This is a genomic window from Peptoniphilus koenoeneniae, from assembly GCF_030812875.1.
In the GTDB taxonomy this organism is placed as follows: domain Bacteria; phylum Bacillota; class Clostridia; order Tissierellales; family Peptoniphilaceae; genus Peptoniphilus_B; species Peptoniphilus_B koenoeneniae.
Genome location: NZ_JAUSTN010000002.1, coordinates 185,982 through 204,703, shown reverse-complemented (window position 1 = coordinate 204,703; position 18,722 = coordinate 185,982). Strand labels below are relative to the sequence as shown.

Here is an 18,722-nt window from a genome sequence, read left to right as displayed (position 1 = left end):
TTATACGGGGTTTTTAAATTCAAAAAACTTTCTAAGAAAAACTTATTTAATTTTTAATAATTGCTTTTATAAGATTGATGTTATAATTCTAAATGGTGATTAGATGAAAGTACTACTTTTTAAGGATAATTATGAAAAAATTAAAGAAAGCGGAGTTGGAAAGGCTATTAAACATCAGGAAATTGCTCTGAAAAAAGTTGGAGTTGATTTCACTGACAATCCCAAGGAAGATTTTGACCTTGTCCACATAAATACAATTTTCCCAAAATCTTATTTTTTTGCTAAAAAGGCATTGAAAAAAGGAAAAAAAGTTGTTTATCATGCTCATTCAACAAAAGAAGATTTTAAAAATTCCTTTTTGTTTTCCAATGCTTTGGCAGGTTTTTTCAAATGGTGGATTACAAAATGTTATAAAACTTCAACTTTAATACTAACTCCTACAAATTATTCTAAAAAGCTAATTGAAAGTTACGGCATAAAAAAAGAAATTTATCCTATTTCCAATGGTATTGATTTGGAATTTTGGCAAAATAAAAAAGCTTATGCTGATGAATTTGATAAAAAATTTAAAAGTTACGGGAAAAAAGTTATTGTTTCTGTGGGTCTTTACATTAAAAGAAAGGGAATTCTCGATTTTGTAGAGCTTGCTAAAAGGCTGCCCCAATATGAATTTTATTGGTTCGGTTATTTAGACCTTAAACTTGTTCCCAAAGAAGTAAAAAATGCAGTGCAGACTGAACTTCCAAACTTACATTTTCCCGGCTATGTGGACAGAAATTTTTTAAGAAGTGCCTATGCAAGAGCGAACCTATTTTTTTTCCCGACCTATGAAGAAACAGAGGGTATAGTCCTTCTTGAAGCTCTTGCCATGAAGACGGATTCTCTTATTAGAGATATTGAAATTTATAGGGATATAAAAGATGGAGAGGAAATTTATAAGGCTAAAGATATAGACGGTTTTGAAGAAAAAATTTGTGGCATTATAGAGAAAACTTTACCTTCTCTAAGGGAACAAGGCTATAAACTTGTGGAAAAAAACAGCATTGAAGCTACAGGAGATAAGCTTAAAACTTATTATGAAAGGGCTTTAAAATTATGATTGGAATTGATATTGTCGATATAAAAAGAATTGAAAGACTTTTGGAAAAATATGGAGAAAGTTTTACAAATAAAGTTTTTACTGAGGATGAAATCTTATATTTTTCCAAAAAAAAATATCCACAAGAAAGTATGGCGGGAATTTTTGCCGCAAAAGAAGCAATGGCAAAGGCAATGAAAACTGGAATAGGAAAGGTAACTTTTAAAGATTTGCAGGTAATCCATAAAAATGGACTTCCAAGAGGTAAATATAAAAATATAAATTTTGAACTTTCCATATCTCACGAGAGAGCCACAGCCGTTTCTATAGCTAAGATAAAAAATAATGATGTAATTATACCTAATGACTTTAAAGGAGTCTTTAAAAGGCCAATAGACGCTTATAAAGGAGACATGGGAAGGGTAGGAATAGTTGCCGGAAGAGAAAATATGAGTGGATGTGCTTTTTTTGCAAGTAAAGCCGCTTTAAGATCTGGAGCAGGTATGGTCTTTAATTATTGCCCGGAAGAAATAAAAAACATTCTTCAAATAAAAGTTCCTGAAGCTATTTATGGGGGCTATAATTTTGAAAGTTTAAAAGAAATGTCCTCCATTTGCATGGGACCTGGAATGGGAACAGATAAAAGGGCAGAAGAAATATTTGAAAAAGTTATAAAAATTAATAGACCAATGGTAATAGATGCCGATGCCTTAACAATTTTTTCAAAAAATTTAAGACCTCTATCAAAACAGAAAATTTTAACACCACATTTAGGAGAATTTTCAAGATTAACAAACTTATCAATAGAAAAAATATTAAGTGACAGAGAAAATATTGTAAAATCTTTCGCAAAAGACTATAATTTGATTTTAATTTTAAAAGGAAATGGTACAATAATAAGTGAGGGTAAAAATATATACATAAATCCAACCGGCAACCCGGGAATGGCTACAGCAGGTTCCGGTGATGTTTTATCAGGAATAGTAAGTGCATTACTTTCCAGATTTGAGCCCTTCTTTGCAGCAAAACTGGGAGTTTATATTCATGGACTTGCAGGAGATTTCGCAAAGGATAAACTTGGTCAGGAATCTATGACCGCTTCGGACATAGTGGAGTACATACCTCAAGCTATAATGGCATTAAGTTAGGTGTTTTTATGATAATTAAGAGAGGGGATTTATTTTACGCAGACCTTTCACCGGTAATCGGTTCAGAGCAAGGGGGCGTAAGGCCCGTAGTAGTATTACAAAATGATGTGGGAAATAAATATTCTCCGACAATTATTGTTGCGGCAATTACATCAAGGCTGAATAAAGCACGACTTCCCACCCATATAAACGTAATGGCAAAGGGACTTGCCTTACCTAAAAATTCAGTTGTCCTACTGGAACAAATAAGGACAATTGATAAAAAAAGACTTAGAGAAAAAATCGGCTCATTCCCCGATGAAATAATGACTAAGATTGATAAGGCACTTAGAGTAAGCCTAAACCTATAATACATAAAATACGGGAAAAAAAGAGAGACCTTTATGGTCTCTTTTTTTTAAACTTCTTTCCACCTGTCTGAATACTGAGTATTTCTTAAATATTCATCGTCATTAGGATCTCCGCCGCTTCTTTCATTTTTATCAATTTTTTTAATTTGGTCCATTTCTTCTTTGGTTAAACTAAAATCAAATAAATCGAAATTTTCTTTTGCACGTTCAATATGATTTGTTTTAGGGATTACAATAACACCACGTTCAATATTAAATTTAAGGGCTATTTGTGCAGAAGTTTTATTATATTTTTTTCCGATTTTTTCCAAAACTTGGTCATTTAATAAAGATGAATTTCCTCTTGAAAGGGGACTCCAAGCAAGGGGAATAATTTTATTTTTCTTTAAATAATCAACAAGTTCATTTAATTGTAAATAAGGATGAAGCTCAATTTGATCGAGCATAGGTTTTATATTTGCACTTAAAGATAATTTTTCCAAATGTTTTTGCGTAAAATTACTTACGGAAATATTTTTAATTATTCCTTGTTCATAATAATCTTCCATAACTTTCCAAGCTTGATCTGAAAAATCTCCAGGCCAATGTAAATACATTACATCTAAATAATCGGTCTTTAAATCTTTAAGAGATCTTTCAATGCTCATCTTAGTATCATCTTTTTTAAAATCTTTGGGCCAAATTTTTGTGGCAAGGGCAATATTTTTTCTTATTTTTAAATTTTCCAAAATATTTCCAATCATTCCTTCATTTTTATAAACCCAAGCTGTATCAAAAAATCTGTATCCGATTTTATAAGCTCCATCAATCATTTTTTCTAAAATTTCAGGATCTTTCATCTTAAAAGTTCCAAAACCTACCATAGGAAAGTCTTGACCAGATTCACTTTTTATATATTCCATTTTTTCTCCTTTCAAAAATAATATTAATTTAACTTCTTATTATTCATACCCATTAGTTTAAATTTATAAGTAAAATGTTATAATTACAAAGGAGGTTTTTTATGCATCAATATAAAGGAAAATTAATTGTACATACAGGTTCAATGTTTTCAGGAAAAACATCGAGTCTTGAAAAAGAAATAAAGAGATTTAAAATTGCAAAATATAGAACAGTTGCCTTTAAGCCGGCAGTGGACAAGAGGTATGATGTAAAAAGAATTGTAACCCATGATAAAACTTCAATGGATGCGGAAATTGTAGTTTCAATTGAAGATATTATAAATTATTTTAAAGAAAATGATGCTGATGTTGTGGGAATAGACGAAATTCAATTTTTAGAGGGTCCCAGTCAAAAAATTCTTGAAGTTATTGAGGAACTTTTAAATCGTGGAAAAACTGTTGTAGTTGCAGGCCTGGATATGGATTTTGAAGCCAAGCCTTTTGAAATAGTTAAAGACTTAATGCCCAAGGCCGACTATGTTTATAAGCATCATGCAGTTTGTGTTAAATGTGGAAGTGATGCTTGGGTATCCCATAGAAAATCAAAAGAGAAAGAAAGACTTGTTATAGGTGCTCAAGATGAATATGAACCTCTTTGCAGAAATTGTTACAACAAATTAAAAAACAAATAAAAAATAAAAGTTTGAATTTAATTTCTTTTAATGAAACAAATTCAAACTTTTATTTTATTTAAGCAAAAATTCCCTGCTATAATCAAGGTCTTCAAAATTTCTATAAAAAAGCCAAAGGGAAAAGACAAGGCTTAAAACAAAAAGACTTATTATAAAATCAGGTTTAAATATAAAATCTCTTCCTAAGGGAAAGAAAATAAAGGCGACAAAATAGGAAATAATAGTTACAAGATTAACTTTAAGATTTAAATTTAAAAGTAAAAATGTAAAATTTGAGAAAATTTCAATAAAAATTAAATAAAAACTTATATGTTGAAGACTTTCGCTTTTTATTCCCAGGGCAAGTAAAAAAATTAAGGGTCCAAAAAAATTAATAAGGAAAAATTTTTTCAAAACAATTTTCTTTTGATCAAAGGGTAGAAGCATTTTATACATTGAATAAGCATAAATTTGCATGGATAAAAGGATTGAAGAGACTGCAATAGGAGCTAAAATTATATTATCTTTTTTTAAAATTAAAGTGAAAGCTAGGATAAATAAAATTATCCCTAAAAAAGATCTAAGATAGATAAAATTGTCATCCACAATTATATATTTTCCTGGACTTTTTTCTAAGTCGCTATCCCTATTACTTAAATAAAGCTTATTTGAGATTAAGAGTAAAATTACATTTAAAAACAAAAGACCTAGAGTTAAATAAAGAAGGGGTATATTTGAAAAATAAATAATTAGGCCGTAAAGAATAAAATATAAAAGAAAGCTGTTTCCCTGTAAAAATTTTGGAACTTTTAATGTTGACTGATTGCATACTGCAAAAGAATTAAGAAAAAACATAATTGACAGGTAGTTGTGTAAAAAATAGAGCTTTGAATTTTCTTTTAAAAGTAGCATTCCAAATGATAAAAAATAAAAAATACTTAAAAAACCTATTTGACCCTTCAAAAAATTAAATAAATTTATATTTACAGGTAGAAGGGGATAGATCTTATGAAAATTGTTAAATATTATCATCATTGAGGAAAATATAGCTATAGCATATAAAAGAACCCTATAATTTTTTGAAAAGTTATTAATAATAAAAACAGTGCTCATAAGGTTGCAGTAAAGAATAATTAATATAATATTTTTTCCAAATAATTTAAATTTATTTTTCATGATTACTCCTGTGATAGTAATAAAGTAAATCTACTAAGTTTGCATTTCTAACATTTACATTTTGATCAGCTTCTATTTTGTAAGCAAGGCCTTCAATATAAAAATCCTTATCTTCCTTACCGATTAAAGAAAAATCTTCAATATTTTTTTGAGAATTTTTTTCCAGATTTACAACTTTATAGTCGTTTAAATCTTCTATCATCAAATTTTTTATAATTCTTCCGTCATCAATTATACTTATATAATCTGCATAACCTTCAAGGTCTTCAGTTATATGAGTTGAAAAAATGGCGGAAGCATTATTTTCATTTACATATTTTCTTATTAATGCCAAAAATTTTCTTCTTACTAAGGGATCAAGACCTGATGAAGGTTCATCCATAACAATAAGCTCTGCCTTATGGCAAAGGGCAAGGGCTATTTGAGCTTTTGAAAGTTGACCTTTACTCATATTTTTAACTTTTGTATAGAGGGGAAAATCCAATTCTTTTACTAAATTTAAAAATTCTTTTTCGCTAAAATTGGAATAGACTTTTTTAAACAAATCACAAATATCACTAAGAGTTAAGTGGGGATACTCTTTAAAGGGAAATTCATCTAAGACAAAGCCAATTTTATCTTTTATCTCTTTGTTATTTTTTCTTAAATTTTCAATTCCGAAAATTTCTATATTTCCTGAGTCTGGGCTTATTATATTCATAATAAGCTTAATTAAACTGGTTTTTCCCCCTCCGTTTACTCCTATAAGTCCCAGAATAAAACCTTGTTTAAGTTCCAAATTTATATTTTTTAAATTAAAGTCACCTAATTTTTTATTTACATCTTTAATAATTAACATAATAACCTCACAAATATTTAATTATATTTTCAATATCATCTTTTGTAATTCCAAAACTTTCTGCATCTTCTAATATTTTTTCTAAAATTTTTTGAATATCCAAAAGTTTATTTTCTTTAATGGAATCAATTCCAATATTTTTTACAAAAGAACCCTTGCCAGCTATAGTAAAGGCAAGTCCGTTTTTTTCTAATTCATCATAAGCTTTTTTAACTGTAAGAACTGAAACGTTAAGTTGAGTAGACAGTTCTCTTACGGAGGGAAGTTGTTCATTATTTTTTAATTGGCCAAGCATTATTTTTTCCCTAATAGCAAAAAATATTTTTAAATAAAGAGGATCCTTCGTATCATTTAAAAATATTTCCATAGTCACCTCCAACACAACTGTTATATATTTTATTAAATTGTATAACAGTTAAAACTTTATTGCAAATATTTTTTTAAACTTTTTTATTGCAAATTAAGGTAAAAATTTTTTTATGATATAATCATTTTATGAAAACTTTAAGCAAAAAAGATGTTGATATAATTTTAGATATTTTGGAAAAAACTTACCCAGACGCCCATTGTCAGCTGGAGCATAAAAGTCCTTTTGAACTTTTAGTAGCAACCATTCTTTCTGCTCAATGTACTGATGAAAGAGTTAATAAGGTTACGGGCGAAATGTTTAAAAATTATAATAAGCCTGAGGATTTTGTAAAACTTGGACCGGAAAAAATTGAACCTTTAATTAAATCCTGTGGTTTTTATAGAAATAAGGCGAAAAATATTTATGGGGCAAGTTTTGAAATTTTAAATAATTATGGGGGCATAGTTCCAAGTTCTTTAGAGGAACTTATAAAACTTCCTGGCGTGGGAAGAAAAACGGCAAATGTTATATTGAGCAATTGTTTTGGTCAAGAGGCCATTGCAGTTGACACTCATGTTTTTAGAGTTACAAATAGAATTGGAATTGTAGCTGAGGACAGTCCTGAAAAAACGGAATTTGCCCTTATGAAAAAAATAAAAAAAGAAAGATGGTCAAAAGCTCATCATCTTTTCATTTTTCATGGAAGAAGATGTTGCAGTGCAAGAAGGCCTCAATGTTTAATTTGTCCTGTAAAAAATTTATGTAAGTGGAGCGGAAAATGATTAAAAAAATGACTAAAAATGTAAAAATTTTAATTGTTTTAATCTTATCTCTTATAGGCATCTCTCTATTTTATTTTGCTTTTATTTCCCATTCGGATAAAATTTATCCTGGGGTTAAAGTTTCTGGAATAAGTCTTTCCAACCTAAACTTGGAACAAGCAAAATTAAAACTTTCTGAGGGCACAAAACCTGAAAGCGATAAAATAACTTTTGATCTTGATGGAGAAAAATATTTTGTTACCCTTGAAGATTTAGGTTATAAAAGAGATATGGAAAAAGCTTTAAAAGAAGCTTTTGAAACAGGAAGAAACAAATCAAGTATAGAAAATTTTTTTAGGGTGGTAAGCCTTCCAATTTTACAAAAAAATATAAATATGGCTGAAACTTTTGAAGATAAAAAAGTTGAAAATGCAATAAATTATTTAGTTGATAAAGTTTATAGACCTGCCCTTGATGCTCGTCTTTCATTTAAAGAAGGAAATTTTTCCCTTGAGGGAGAAAAGGACGGAAGATATTTAGATGCAAAAGATGCAAGGGAAAAATTAAAAAATGATGTTCACAAAAAAGAGGAATTGGTTTTAAAGAGCCTTCCCATCTATCCTAAAGTAAAAAAAGATTATTTTTCTGGAATTGATGGACTTTTGTCAAGATTTTCAACAGATTATAGCAGGAGCGAAAAAAACAGAAAAGAAAATATTTCTTTAGCATCTTCATCTCTTAAGGGACTTTTAATAAAACCAGGCCAGGAAATATCTTTTAACGGCATCATTGGAGATATATCTGAAGATAAAGGCTATAAAAATGCAGGAGTAATTATCAACGGAGAATTTGACAGAGGACTGGGCGGAGGGATTTGCCAAGTATCAACAACTTTATACAACGCCCTTGCAAGGGCTGATATAGAAATTTTAGAAAGGTCAAATCATTCGAGACCTGTTAATTATGTAGACCTGGGAACAGATGCTGCCGTAGCAACTGGCTTTAAAGATTTAAAATTTAAAAATAATCTCTCCCATCCAATTTACATTGATGCATCAACAGATGGAAGGATACTTGAATTTTTAGTTTTTGGAAATAAGGGAGATCTTCCCTATGAAATTAATTTAAGACCAGTTAGGATTTCTGTAAGTGAACCGGAAAGTATTACAAAGTATTCCGATCAAATTCCTGAAGGTGAAGTGGAAGTTGAAAAAAGAGGTTCAAAGGGATATTACTATGAAACTTATAAAGACTATATAAAAGACGGCAAAGTTTTAAAAAGCGAAAAAATTTCCAATTCAAACTATATTTCTCAAAATCGTGTTGTCATTATAGGCGAAGGAGAAAAGACTTCAAAGAAAAATACAAACAATGATGAAGATAGCAAAAGAGAAAATAAAAAAAAGAAAAATAAAATAAAATCTGATGACAGCAATAAACAAAATAAAAAGTCATCAAGAAAGAAAAAGAAAAATAATGATTAAAATTTTTAAAGTGATTCATAGTTTCTCCTGATTTTTTAGTTTTATTTGCAAATTCTATTTTATCAGAAAACTATGAATCATTTTTGTTGCACTTAGATTATAAATTCAAGGCATTAAAAAATGGCGACATATGCCGCCATTATATTTTTATTCTCTGTTCAAAATAAAACTTTATTTATTCAATTTATAATAATTTACAGAGCGGTTTTGCCAAGACCATACTATGCACTCATCCCCTGACAAAAACACACTTACGTGAGTTTGTGGAACACTGATTTTACCAAGTTTTTTTCCATGACCATCTACAAAATCTATATTTGATCCCTTTTTATTGCTGATGACCACAGCTATTCTTTCACCATCTGACACAACTTCATCCACATTTGAGTATAGTTTCTTCGTTCCACTTCCATCTCCCTTAGCCATAAATAGATTTGGCTTTTTAGAATCTTCAGAAAATTCATTAAAATCTGTGAAAAATACATTTCCGTCAATTGGTAGAACATCATAATAAGGATTATTCCCCTTGCTTAGAAGAGTCGTTTCTTTTGACTTTAAATCATATTTGTAAAGCATCTTTTGAGGCTCTGCAATATCTTTTTTAGTTGGAATATCCCTTAAGAAGTAGATCTCATCTTTTCCCATAAACATGGAATGGATCCTCTCAGCTATCCAGGTTTCAGATTCTGTTTCAAGATCAAAAGCTATAAGATCATACCCATTAAAATTATCTTCTTTGCCTGAATCTTTTTTTAGATAGAGAGTATTTCCTCTAAGGGCTGAATATTTATCAGCATAGCTAAATACTCTACCTTTTCCTTTTAGATATTCAAGGAAATATACTCCACTGTAAGATTCTACCTCTGTTTGGGAATATATCTTTCCATTCATCTCTCTTACAATATTTCCATTGTCCCATGGTCCTGTCGGAGTTATGATTATAGATTTTTTGTCCTTATCAAATTCAACATTTCCATAGTTGTATGACAAAATATTTTTGCCCTTATTAGGTCCAGTTAGTCCGTAGACAATATCGTGACCCATAACACCTCCGCCTAAATGATAGATCATGTAGAGGTTCCCATCACTTAATACTTTAAATGAAATATCTTTTCCTACTAAAGTATAAGAGTCATAAGAATTTATTAGAGTAGTTTTGCCTGTCTTTAAATCCCTTTCATACACTTTAACGTCGCAGCTTCCTCCAAAAAGGTTTCCCTTACTGTCTTTTTCCTGGTTAGATATCTTTACATCTGTATAGTATAGCTTGCCTTTATGTACTGCCATATCTGAGAGAAATGAACTTTTATTAAGCTTTACCTTTTTTTCTAACTTTGCAGAAAATGCGTAAGAGTCACTGCCTGTTCCCAAAACAATCAAAAATACAAATATAAATATTAAAATCTTTTGCATTTTTTTCATATCTAAACCCTCCCCTTCAACTTATTCTTAATTTAATTTTATCACATCATCAGACAACAGTTTGAAAAATTATTTCTATTTAATATAAATGTAATATTTATTTAAGTTGATAATTTATCATAACAAGTGCAACATAAAATAAACTCATAGCTAATCAGCTGTGTTAATATGTAAGTGACCAAACAAAACATATTAAAAGGAGCGATTAACTATGAGCTATAACCATCTTACCATAGAAGAAAGATCTTGTATTTATCAATTTTTAAATTTAGGAATGAGCATAAGGGAAATTGCACAAGCGCTAAGAAGGTCACCTAGTACAATATCTCGAGAAATAAAAAGAAATTCTTCTAAAATAAAAGTTAACAGTAAAAAGTACTTTCCACTAAAAGCAAACGACAAATATCTAAATAGAAGGAAAGAATGTCATAGAAAAAGTAAAATTTCAAAAGATGTTATTGACTATTTAACAGCAAAGATTAACGAACATTGGTCACCTGAACAAATATCAAATAGAAGTACAAATGATATTAAGCAAGTGCCATCAACATCCACCATATATAGGCTCATACATGCAAAAAAGCTTCCAAAAACTAGCATGGAAAATTTGAGAAGAAAAGGCAAATTTAAAAGACCAGCAGAAAAAAGAGGAAAATTCAATGATAAAGGAAGAACTATTAAAAATAGACCAAAAGAAATATACAAAAGGCAAGAACTAGGACACTGGGAAGCAGATACAGTAGAATCAGGCAGATTAGATCATAAAAGAAAAAGTGGATATTGTTTCGTAACACTAGCAGAAAGAAAATCTATATATTATATAGCAATCCTATTTGAAAATAGAAAGTCAGAAAATGTAACACCAGCAATAATCAATGCATTGAAAGATTTACCAAAAGAACTAGTAAAAACAATAACTTTTGACAGAGGTAAAGAATTTTCCGAATTCGAGAAGATAGAAAAGGAATTAGGATGTAAAACTTATTTTTGTGACCCTTACTGCGCTTGGCAAAAGGGAACAAATGAAAACAGTAATGGACTTTTAAGAGAATTTTATCCTAAGGGCATGGATTTATCAGAAGTAAATATAGATGATTTAAATCATAACTTAAGTTTAATGAATAATAGACCTAGAAAGTGTATAAAATATAAAACACCTAAAGAAGAACTTTTTGGTTTCTTACCATAGGTGTTGCACTTGATTTGACAATTCGTCCTTTAAAAAATAGGTTTTAATGATATACTGAAGGAGGAAGAATGTCGAGAAGAAAATGAAAGGAGACATTATGAACAGAAAAGTGAAAATAGTACAATTCGGCTGCGGAAAAATGTCAAAATATCTTATGAGATACGCTTTGGAAAAAGGTGGAGAAATAATAGGAGCTTTTGATATGAATCCTGCATTAGAAGGAAAAGATATAGGAGAAATAATAGAAAGCGAAAATAAGGGCATTAAAGTTCAAGGTGCAGATAATTTTGAAAAATGCTTAAAAGAAGGAAAGCCTGATGTTTGTATAGTTGCAACAAGGTCAACAGTAGAAGAAATATCAGAAGTTTATAAATTATGTGCAAAGCATGGAGTAAACGCCATAAGTACTTGCGAAGAAGCTTTATATCCATGGAATTCAAGTAAAGAACTTACAAAAGAATTAGATAAACTTGCAAAAGAAAATAATTGTACCCTTACAGGAAGTGGTTATCCTGATATGTACTGGGGAGTTCTTATAGATACTCTTGCAGGATCTCTTTTTAAGATAAATAAAATTGTAGGAGTAAGTAGCTACAACGTAGAAGATTACGGAATAGCTCTTGCAGAAGGTCACGGAGCAGGTCTTAACAAAAAAGACTTTGAAGAAAAATTTGGAAAATATAATGATCTTTCCTATGAAGAAACCTTAAAAGCTATAGAAGAAGGAAAAGTTATTCCATCTTATATGTGGAATCAAAACGGATGGCTTTGTGAAAAGTTGGGACTTACAATTACATCTCAAACACAAAAGAGCATTCCTGTAACAAATAAAAAAGATTTAAAATCATCAACTCTTAACATGACAGTTAAAGCAGGAGATGCAACAGGAACTGAATTTGTAGTAACAACAGAAACAAAAGAAGGTATCACTTTAGAAACTCATAACTTAGGCTATGTTTACGGACCTGAAAATTTTGACATGAACAGATGGACCTTTGAAGGAGAACCAGACACAAATATTATCATGGATAATCCAGACACAGTAAGACTTACTTGTTCAAACTTGGTAAATAGAATTCCAGCATTAATAAACGCAGAACCGGGATATATAACAACAGATAAAATGCCAAATCCACTTTACATGGTAAAAGATATGAATGAATATGTTAAATAAAATAAGCTCCCTCTAGGGGAGCTTTTTTTAATAAAATTTTTCATAAAAAAATGACCTTTAAAGGTCATAAATAATTTTAAATATACATGGTGCAGAGAAAGGGACTTGAACCCTCACGAGTTTCCTCACATGCTTCTGAGACATGCCTGTCTGCCATTCCAGCACCTCTGCAAAATGGTGCGGAGAAAGGGACTTGAACCCTCACGAGCAAAGCTCACATGCCCCTCAAACATGCCTGTCTGCCTATTCCAGCACCTCCGCTAACCAATTTATAATAACAAAAAGAAAATTAAATATCAAATATTTTTTTCTGATAATTCTTTATTTCTTTTTTTAATTCGTCTTGTTGCCCTATAAATATTAAAGTAGGATTTTGGATTTAATCTTTTTTTCTTGTTTATATTTTTTATTTTTTTAAGGGCTGTAAATTTTAAAGCTTTTAAAATTAATTTTTTCATTATCTTCTCCTTGGAGATTTCTTTTTATATTTTTGGCTTCTTTGTTTTTTTAATCTTTTTTCTCTTTGTCTTTCTTTAATTCTTTCTTCTTTTATCTTTTGATACCATTCTTCAGTGTGAATATTGCATTCTTTACTAGGAATGTATTCATAATCATCAGGATAAATACCTCCGTTTTCAGAAGAAATGTATTTAGGATCTCTTTCAAATAAAATTTTGTATTCTACATCTTCTTTAGGACAAAATTCTCCTGCAAGACGGCCGGAAGAATTACAAATTAAAAGTTTTTTGTGGCCTTTGCAATATTCCTTAGGCTGGCTTCCATTAATAAAATATTCCATATATCCGTCAGAGCTTTCTTCGCAAAGTTTACTTCCTAAAAGACCACTTTTTTGGCAAATAAATTTTTGAATTATCTCTGGAGGAGCTTGAAATTTATCAGGATTTAAACCCTTATGACTGAATCTCATAATTTTTTTAAAAATAGATTCAATCATTTGGCTGTTTACATTTAAAGAAATTTTGGGACTGTCGCAGCCTAACCAAGAAGCTATGGTATATTGACTTGTAAAACCACTTTGCCATAAGTCGGAATTATATTTATTTAAACCTTGCATAGCACAAAGATCAAAATAATTTAAACCGTTTCCTTTTAAATCTCCCCTTGTAACATTAGTTCTTAAAGCATCTCTAAGTAAAAAATTTATATTTTTATCAATTATCTGCTTTCCTTCTCTCTTAGAATTGTCTACTATGGTAACTCCACTAGAATCAATAATTTTTATAAGAGCTGTAGGCTTTAAATAATTTCCATCTCTTGCAAGAACCTCATAAGAAGTTGCCATATCAAGAAGACTAAAGCCGTAGTGTAGATTTCCAAGGGCAAGACCGTCTAAGGTTTCATCATTAAAATTAGGATTTTCATTCTTGCTTATAAAAGCATCCTTATCATTAATTAAATTTAAAGTTTTTAAAGTTTCAAGACTTTTATAAAGGCCTATCCTATTTAAAATTTTTGCAGCAGCAACATTGGAATTATTTTCTAAGGCAAATCTCGAAGTTAAAAGTCCTCTGTAACCTCTGTAAAAATTTTCAGGCCAAAGTTTTCCGTCAAAGTAAAAAGGAACATCATCGGTTATTGTGGCTAGGGTATCTCCGGCATTTAAACTTGCTAAGTAAACTGAAAAAGGCTTTAACAAAGAGCCAGGGCTTCTATAAGAATCACTTGCCCTGTTAAAAATCTTTTGATATTTACTATTTACATCGAGACCTCCAACAATGGCCCTGACATAAGAATTTTTGTTGTCTATAATAATAGAGGCTGACTCCGGTTGAATTACAGGTTCTTTATCATAAGTGTAAAAATCTTTTGAAATCTTTATGGAGCCGTCACTATTGTAAGTAAAGAAATTTTTATCTTTTAAAAATCCATGGTCAATTATTATATAGTCGAGTTTTTCTTCATAAAAGTCCTTGGGAATATTTAAATTGCCAAGGGAATAAGTTCTTAAAGTTTTACTTTCATTAAAATCATAAGCATCTAAGATATCTATTTTTGATTTTATAGAAAAAATTTTTTTATTTATAGAAAGATCGCCGGAATCAGATACGGAAAATTCATTTTTAGGTATTATAAAATTCAAATCATTGTCAAAATAAGTTTCTTTTTTTATAAAAATTATATTTCCATTTTCATCAACAATATCTTCTTTGTCATCAAGAGAAAAATTGAGCATGGAAGAACCGCCGGAAGCATAAAAATTGTTAAAAGCTTCTTCAAGACTTCCGTAATAATTTTCTAGCTCCTTTTGAAGATTTTCATCAATAGCGGAAATTATTTTATAGCCTCCGGTAAATAATTTATATTCAGCCTCTTCTCTTGAAATTTTGTAATAATTTTCCAATTCCTGGCAGGCATTTAATTTTATAAAATCCGTTGAGTAAGAGCTCATGTTGTGATGTTTTTTCTCACCTGGTTTAAGGGAAGAATACAAATCAAAATCACAGGCCTCTTTATATTCAGCTTCCTTTATTTTTCCAAGGTCCAGCATTTTTTTAAGAACAATTTTTTGTCTTTCAAAGCTTTTAGGATTGAAAATTACATAATATTCCTCGCCATTTATTAAACTTGTTCCAACTATTTTATTTTTATCACTTTTATAATTTTCTTTTAGAACTCTTTTAGTAGGAGAATATTCTCCAGGATTTTTTGCAATGCCAGCAATTAAAGCGGACTCAGCTAAATTTAAATCCCATACATCCTTAGAAAAGTAAGTTTGACTTGCAGCTTCAACTCCATAAGAGCCTTGACCTAAATTAATCCTGTTTAAATAAGCTTCAAGAATTTCTTCTTTAGATAAATTGTCTGCAAGACGCATAGATAAATAAGCTTCTTTAATTTTTCTATTTATAGTTTTTTCGTTTGTAAGATAAACATTTTTTACAAGTTGTTGAGTAAGGGTGGAGGCACCTCTTACATAGGCTCCAGCTTTAAGATTTGTGTAAATGGAACCTAAGACACTTCTAAAATCTAAACCTCCATGGGAATAAAACCTTTGGTCTTCAATGGAAACAAAGGCATCTTTTATGTAAGTGGGAACTTTTTCTATGGGTACAATAGTTCTATATTCTTGGGATTCTATTTTTTCAAGAAGATTGCCCTTTTCATCATAAATACTCGAAGTTTGATTGAAACTGTTACTTAAATTTTTTAAATTTGTCTTAGGAGAATCTTTAATAACCCCAAAAAGGGCAGCTGAAAAAATTCCTCCTAAAGTTATAAAAATTAAAAGGACAAATAAAATCCAAAAACCTATTTTTTTATTTTTATTTAAATTTTTATAGGATTTTTTATAAGAAGCATATTCATTTTTAAAATTAAAATCTTTAAAATTGTTAAGGTCTCTATTCATAATGCCTCCCGCCCTATTATATCACCTCTTCAATATTTTGTCTTTTTAAAGCCTTATTGTATAATCTAAGTATGGAAACAACAAAAAAAATAGAAAAAGTAATCATTGTTGCAACTGACCTTGGAAGTTTTCCAAATACCTTAAGTTCAAGTCTTGAAGAGCTTAGGGAATTGGTAAAGGCTGATGAGGGTCAAGTTGTGGGAGTTGTTACGCAAAATATAGAAAAATTTAATCCTAAATATTTAATAGGAACTGGAAAAGTAAAAGAAATAAAAGAGATTGCAAAAAACATGGAAGTTGAAACAGTTATTTTTAACGATGAACTTTCAGGAATTCAAGTGCGTAATCTTGAAGAAGAATTAAAATTAAAAGTTGTTGATAGGACAAATTTAATTTTAGATATTTTTGCAATGAGAGCAAATACTTATGAAGCTAAACTCCAAGTCCAACTTGCTCAAAGAGAATATCAATTGCCAAGACTTTTAGGAATAAAAGGTTGGTCAAGAACAGGAGGAGGAATAGGAACAAGAGGACCAGGAGAACAAATTATTGAAACAGATAGACGTAGGCTTTTAAGAGAAATAAACTCCATTAAGAAAAAACTTAAAAAAGCGGAACTTAATAGAGAAAATGCTGCAAAAAAAAGAAGAGAATCGCCTCTTCCAAATGTTGCCTTAGTAGGCTATACCAATGCAGGAAAATCTACAATTTTAAATAGAATCAAGGAGAATACAGGAAGAGATGTATTTGTAAAAAATATGCTCTTTGCCACTCTTGATCCTGGTATAAGACAGGCAAAACTCTTAAACGGCAGAGATTTTATTATTTCTGATACAGTAGGATTTGTTTCAAAGCTTCCCACAAAATTAGTTGAAGCTTTTAAATCAACCTTGGAAGAAGTAAAAAATGCAGATTTAATTGTCCACGTTATAGATTCCTCAAACTCTGATTTGGAAATCCAATATAAGACCACCATGGACATTTTAAAAGAACTGGAGGTTTTGGATAGACCTATTCTTACTGTCTTTAACAAAATGGACAGGGCTGAATTTGAAGAAATGATAGTCCCACAAGTTCCAGGAGATAAGATTTTTATTTCAGCAAAAAAAGATGAAAATATGGAAGTTTTACTAAAAGCCATAGAAAAAAATTTAGGCCTATCTTACACTGAAGAAAAACTTTTATTTCCCTTTAGCCAAGCAGGTAAATTAAATGAATTTTTAAATAATTTTAAGGGAGAAATTTTAGAATACAATGAAGAAGGAACCTTGGTTAAGGCAACTTTAAGTGAGATTGAGAAGAAAGAATTCGGTGATTTTATTGTCTGAATATTTTTCAGTTCTTGAGGGGAAAAGTAATGAGTTTATAGAAAAAAAATCTCGATTTATAGGTTTTTGCAGTCCCATAAAAGATGAAAAAGAAGCTCTTGAAATTTTAGAAGACAAGAGAAGAGAATTTAAAGATGCAACTCATAATTGTTGGGCCTATATACTTAAAGAAGATATGTCCCTGCAACGCTACAGCGACGATGGAGAGCCTTCAGGCACAGCAGGCATACCAATACTCGAAGTAATGAAAAAAGAGGGCATAACAAACGCCCTGTGCCTTGTGACGAGATATTTTGGTGGGACTCTCTTAGGAGCAGGAGGCCTTGTAAGAGCGTATACAAAAGGGGCATCTTTAGGAATTGAAGCTGCAAAAAAAGTTTTAATGAAAGATTTTATAAAAATGTCCTTTATATATGATTATACTTTTCACGGATCCATTTTAAATTATCTTATGAAAGAGGGCTATATAATTTTAAAAGAAAATTATATGGAAAAAATAGAACTTATAATTGATGTAGCAGAAGAAGATAGTAAAATAATAAAAGATTTAAACAATCTTACGTCTGGTAAAGTAACCATTGAAGAAAGAGAAAAAATAATTCTTCCGACTTTTGAAGGGAAAATTATTTATAAATAGAATTGGGAGAAAAACATGAAAGTAAAAAAAATTACTGATTATGACAAAAAAATTGAAGAAATAGTAGAAAGTTTAAAAGATACCGTAAAACAAGCAGGAGCAAAAGGACTTGTATTCGGACTTTCAGGGGGTATAGACAGTGCAGTAATAGCAGGACTTGCAAAAAGAGCCTTTAAAGATGACAGCCTGGGAATTATTATGCCCATTGATTCTATAAAAGAAGATGAAATTCATGCAAGACTTGTAGGAGAAAATACAGGAATAAAAGTTGAGTATGTGGATCTTTCAAAAACATACCATGAACTTATAAAGGCAAGCTTTGATTCGGAAAATAAAATGGCAAAATCAAATATAAAGCCAAGGCTTAGGATGACAAACTTATATTATTACGCTCAATCTTTAAATTATCTTGTTTGCGGTTCAAGCAATGCCAGCGAATATTATGTGGGATATTTTACAAAACATGGGGATAGCGGGGCAGATATTTTTCCCATTATAGATATTTTAAAAACAGATATTTTTGAAATAGCAAAACACTTAAATCTTCCTAAAGAAATTATTGAGAAAAAACCTTCAGCAGGACTTTGGAAGGGACAGACTGATGAAGATGAAATGGGATTTACCTATGAAGAATTGGATAATTATATTTTAAATGGAGAAATTGCAGATAAAAATAAAAAAGAAAAAATAGACAGAATGCATAAAAATACTAGTCACAAAAGAAATTTGGATATTTTTTAAAAATATTTTTAAATTAACTTGACAAAAAAACCAAAGTGCTTTAAACTGATATAAAATTAAAAAATATAAAGCAGTGCAGAAGAGAAAGATACCTAAGTTTGTCTTAGAGAGTCGGAAAAGGTGAA

General features: G+C 30.1%; 18 protein-coding genes, 2 tRNA genes and 1 other annotated feature (1 of these 21 only partly in view). Of the genes, 11 read left to right on the top strand and 9 right to left on the bottom strand.

Annotated elements, in window-relative coordinates; genetic code table 11:
* The first annotated feature begins 103 nt into the window (after nt 1-103).
* The 3 genes from J2S72_RS02550 to J2S72_RS02540 are packed head-to-tail and all read left to right on the top strand — an operon-like array spanning nt 104 to nt 2,576.
* The gene (locus tag J2S72_RS02550) at nt 104-1,099 is read left to right on the top strand and encodes an LTA glycolipid anchor biosynthesis glycosyltransferase, IagA/BgsA family (protein WP_023055579.1); all 996 of its coding nucleotides are present in this window, start codon (nt 104-106) and stop codon (nt 1,097-1,099) included.
* Nucleotides 1,096-2,226, top strand: a complete 1,131-nt coding sequence (locus J2S72_RS02545) for an NAD(P)H-hydrate dehydratase (RefSeq protein WP_307494924.1) — start codon at nt 1,096-1,098, stop codon at nt 2,224-2,226. The genes J2S72_RS02550 and J2S72_RS02545 overlap by 4 nt, the downstream gene beginning before the upstream one ends.
* Nucleotides 2,227-2,234: 8 nt before the next feature.
* Nucleotides 2,235-2,576 carry a type II toxin-antitoxin system PemK/MazF family toxin gene (locus J2S72_RS02540; RefSeq protein WP_023055530.1) on the top strand — a complete coding sequence of 114 codons (342 nt, stop codon included), beginning with the start codon at nt 2,235-2,237 and terminating at the stop codon, nt 2,574-2,576.
* A gap of 47 nt (nt 2,577-2,623) precedes the next feature.
* Here J2S72_RS02540 and J2S72_RS02535 read toward each other — a convergent pair whose 3' ends face one another.
* The gene (locus J2S72_RS02535) at nt 2,624-3,478 is read right to left on the bottom strand and encodes an aldo/keto reductase (protein ID WP_307494923.1); all 855 of its coding nucleotides are present in this window, start codon (nt 3,476-3,478) and stop codon (nt 2,624-2,626) included.
* Between the two features lie 101 nt (nt 3,479-3,579).
* Between J2S72_RS02535 and J2S72_RS02530 the strand changes: the two genes are divergently transcribed.
* A complete protein-coding gene (locus tag J2S72_RS02530; protein ID WP_023055495.1) occupies nt 3,580-4,149 on the top strand; it encodes a thymidine kinase in 570 nt (189 codons plus the stop codon).
* A 54-nt stretch (nt 4,150-4,203) separates the two neighbouring features.
* Here the strand turns inward: J2S72_RS02530 and J2S72_RS02525 are convergent, their stop codons facing one another.
* The 3 genes from J2S72_RS02525 to J2S72_RS02515 are packed head-to-tail and all read right to left on the bottom strand — an operon-like array spanning nt 4,204 to nt 6,509.
* Nucleotides 4,204-5,304 carry a hypothetical protein gene (locus J2S72_RS02525; RefSeq protein WP_307494921.1) on the bottom strand — a complete coding sequence of 367 codons (1,101 nt, stop codon included), beginning with the start codon at nt 5,302-5,304 and terminating at the stop codon, nt 4,204-4,206.
* Nucleotides 5,294-6,142, bottom strand: coding sequence for an ABC transporter ATP-binding protein (locus J2S72_RS02520; protein ID WP_023055496.1), 849 nt, complete (start codon nt 6,140-6,142; stop codon nt 5,294-5,296). Before J2S72_RS02520 ends, J2S72_RS02525 begins: the two co-directional genes overlap by 11 nt.
* Before the next feature lie 7 nt (nt 6,143-6,149).
* Nucleotides 6,150-6,509 carry a GntR family transcriptional regulator gene (locus J2S72_RS02515; RefSeq protein ID WP_023055591.1) on the bottom strand — a complete coding sequence of 120 codons (360 nt, stop codon included), beginning with the start codon at nt 6,507-6,509 and terminating at the stop codon, nt 6,150-6,152.
* Between the two features lie 128 nt (nt 6,510-6,637).
* On the opposite strand from J2S72_RS02515, the gene nth reads away from it, so the two are divergent.
* Together nth and J2S72_RS02505 are read left to right on the top strand one after the other, a co-directional pair.
* Complete coding sequence (gene nth / locus J2S72_RS02510) at nt 6,638-7,273, top strand: endonuclease III (protein ID WP_307494920.1); 636 nt, start codon at nt 6,638-6,640, stop codon at nt 7,271-7,273.
* Nucleotides 7,270-8,736, top strand: coding sequence for a VanW family protein (locus J2S72_RS02505; RefSeq protein ID WP_307494919.1), 1,467 nt, complete (start codon nt 7,270-7,272; stop codon nt 8,734-8,736). The genes nth and J2S72_RS02505 overlap by 4 nt, the downstream gene beginning before the upstream one ends.
* Before the next feature lie 171 nt (nt 8,737-8,907).
* Here the strand turns inward: J2S72_RS02505 and J2S72_RS02500 are convergent, their stop codons facing one another.
* A complete protein-coding gene (locus tag J2S72_RS02500) occupies nt 8,908-10,158 on the bottom strand; it encodes a hypothetical protein (RefSeq protein WP_307494918.1) in 1,251 nt (416 codons plus the stop codon).
* Nucleotides 10,159-10,369: 211 nt separating this feature from the next.
* Between J2S72_RS02500 and J2S72_RS02495 the strand changes: the two genes are divergently transcribed.
* Both J2S72_RS02495 and J2S72_RS02490 read left to right on the top strand, forming a co-directional pair.
* Nucleotides 10,370-11,347 carry an IS30 family transposase gene (locus tag J2S72_RS02495; RefSeq protein ID WP_307494917.1) on the top strand — a complete coding sequence of 326 codons (978 nt, stop codon included), beginning with the start codon at nt 10,370-10,372 and terminating at the stop codon, nt 11,345-11,347.
* A gap of 97 nt (nt 11,348-11,444) precedes the next feature.
* Nucleotides 11,445-12,521, top strand: a complete 1,077-nt coding sequence (locus tag J2S72_RS02490; RefSeq protein WP_023055524.1) for an NAD(P)H-dependent amine dehydrogenase family protein — start codon at nt 11,445-11,447, stop codon at nt 12,519-12,521.
* An 87-nt stretch (nt 12,522-12,608) separates the two neighbouring features.
* On the opposite strand, the gene J2S72_RS02485 is transcribed toward J2S72_RS02490, so the two are convergent.
* From J2S72_RS02485 to J2S72_RS02470, 4 genes are all read right to left on the bottom strand, one after another.
* Nucleotides 12,609-12,692: transfer RNA gene (locus tag J2S72_RS02485), tRNA-Leu, on the bottom strand.
* A 4-nt stretch (nt 12,693-12,696) separates the two neighbouring features.
* Nucleotides 12,697-12,782 (bottom strand) — tRNA-Leu (locus J2S72_RS02480).
* Between the two features lie 35 nt (nt 12,783-12,817).
* Nucleotides 12,818-12,979, bottom strand: coding sequence for a hypothetical protein (locus J2S72_RS02475; RefSeq protein ID WP_023055488.1), 162 nt, complete (start codon nt 12,977-12,979; stop codon nt 12,818-12,820).
* Nucleotides 12,979-15,891, bottom strand: coding sequence for a transglycosylase domain-containing protein (locus J2S72_RS02470; RefSeq protein ID WP_307494916.1), 2,913 nt, complete (start codon nt 15,889-15,891; stop codon nt 12,979-12,981). The genes J2S72_RS02475 and J2S72_RS02470 overlap by 1 nt, the downstream gene beginning before the upstream one ends.
* A 71-nt stretch (nt 15,892-15,962) precedes the next feature.
* On the opposite strand from J2S72_RS02470, the gene hflX reads away from it, so the two are divergent.
* Genes hflX through nadE form a run of 3 tightly spaced genes read left to right on the top strand, consistent with a single transcriptional unit; the run spans nt 15,963 to nt 18,597 of the window.
* A complete protein-coding gene (gene hflX, locus J2S72_RS02465; protein WP_023055500.1) occupies nt 15,963-17,219 on the top strand; it encodes a GTPase HflX in 1,257 nt (418 codons plus the stop codon).
* Nucleotides 17,212-17,856, top strand: coding sequence for a YigZ family protein (locus J2S72_RS02460; protein WP_023055602.1), 645 nt, complete (start codon nt 17,212-17,214; stop codon nt 17,854-17,856). The genes hflX and J2S72_RS02460 overlap by 8 nt, the downstream gene beginning before the upstream one ends.
* Nucleotides 17,857-17,871: 15 nt before the next feature.
* Nucleotides 17,872-18,597: an NAD(+) synthase gene (gene nadE, locus J2S72_RS02455; protein WP_023055575.1), complete on the top strand. Its 726-nt coding sequence runs from the start codon at nt 17,872-17,874 to the stop codon at nt 18,595-18,597.
* A 64-nt stretch (nt 18,598-18,661) separates the two neighbouring features.
* Nucleotides 18,662-18,722 (top strand) — a binding site (T-box leader) (it continues 178 nt past the right edge of the window).

Excerpts from the sequence above, each read along its gene's own strand:
- J2S72_RS02470 (WP_307494916.1), bottom strand. The coding sequence starts at position 15,891 with ATGAATAGAGACCTTAACAATTTTAAAGATTTTAATTTTAAAAATGAA.
- J2S72_RS02490 (WP_023055524.1), top strand. The coding sequence starts at position 11,445 with ATGAACAGAAAAGTGAAAATAGTACAATTCGGCTGCGGAAAAATGTCA.
- J2S72_RS02520 (WP_023055496.1), bottom strand. The coding sequence starts at position 6,142 with ATGTTAATTATTAAAGATGTAAATAAAAAATTAGGTGACTTTAATTTA.
- nth (WP_307494920.1), top strand. The coding sequence starts at position 6,638 with ATGAAAACTTTAAGCAAAAAAGATGTTGATATAATTTTAGATATTTTG.
- hflX (WP_023055500.1), top strand. The coding sequence starts at position 15,963 with ATGGAAACAACAAAAAAAATAGAAAAAGTAATCATTGTTGCAACTGAC.
- J2S72_RS02540 (WP_023055530.1), top strand. The coding sequence starts at position 2,235 with ATGATAATTAAGAGAGGGGATTTATTTTACGCAGACCTTTCACCGGTA.
- J2S72_RS02535 (WP_307494923.1), bottom strand. The coding sequence starts at position 3,478 with ATGGAATATATAAAAAGTGAATCTGGTCAAGACTTTCCTATGGTAGGT.
- J2S72_RS02525 (WP_307494921.1), bottom strand. The coding sequence starts at position 5,304 with ATGAAAAATAAATTTAAATTATTTGGAAAAAATATTATATTAATTATT.
- J2S72_RS02515 (WP_023055591.1), bottom strand. The coding sequence starts at position 6,509 with ATGGAAATATTTTTAAATGATACGAAGGATCCTCTTTATTTAAAAATA.
- J2S72_RS02530 (WP_023055495.1), top strand. The coding sequence starts at position 3,580 with ATGCATCAATATAAAGGAAAATTAATTGTACATACAGGTTCAATGTTT.
- J2S72_RS02545 (WP_307494924.1), top strand. The coding sequence starts at position 1,096 with ATGATTGGAATTGATATTGTCGATATAAAAAGAATTGAAAGACTTTTG.
- nadE (WP_023055575.1), top strand. The coding sequence starts at position 17,872 with ATGAAAGTAAAAAAAATTACTGATTATGACAAAAAAATTGAAGAAATA.
- J2S72_RS02495 (WP_307494917.1), top strand. The coding sequence starts at position 10,370 with ATGAGCTATAACCATCTTACCATAGAAGAAAGATCTTGTATTTATCAA.
- J2S72_RS02475 (WP_023055488.1), bottom strand. The coding sequence starts at position 12,979 with ATGAAAAAATTAATTTTAAAAGCTTTAAAATTTACAGCCCTTAAAAAA.
- J2S72_RS02550 (WP_023055579.1), top strand. The coding sequence starts at position 104 with ATGAAAGTACTACTTTTTAAGGATAATTATGAAAAAATTAAAGAAAGC.
- J2S72_RS02500 (WP_307494918.1), bottom strand. The coding sequence starts at position 10,158 with ATGAAAAAAATGCAAAAGATTTTAATATTTATATTTGTATTTTTGATT.
- J2S72_RS02505 (WP_307494919.1), top strand. The coding sequence starts at position 7,270 with ATGATTAAAAAAATGACTAAAAATGTAAAAATTTTAATTGTTTTAATC.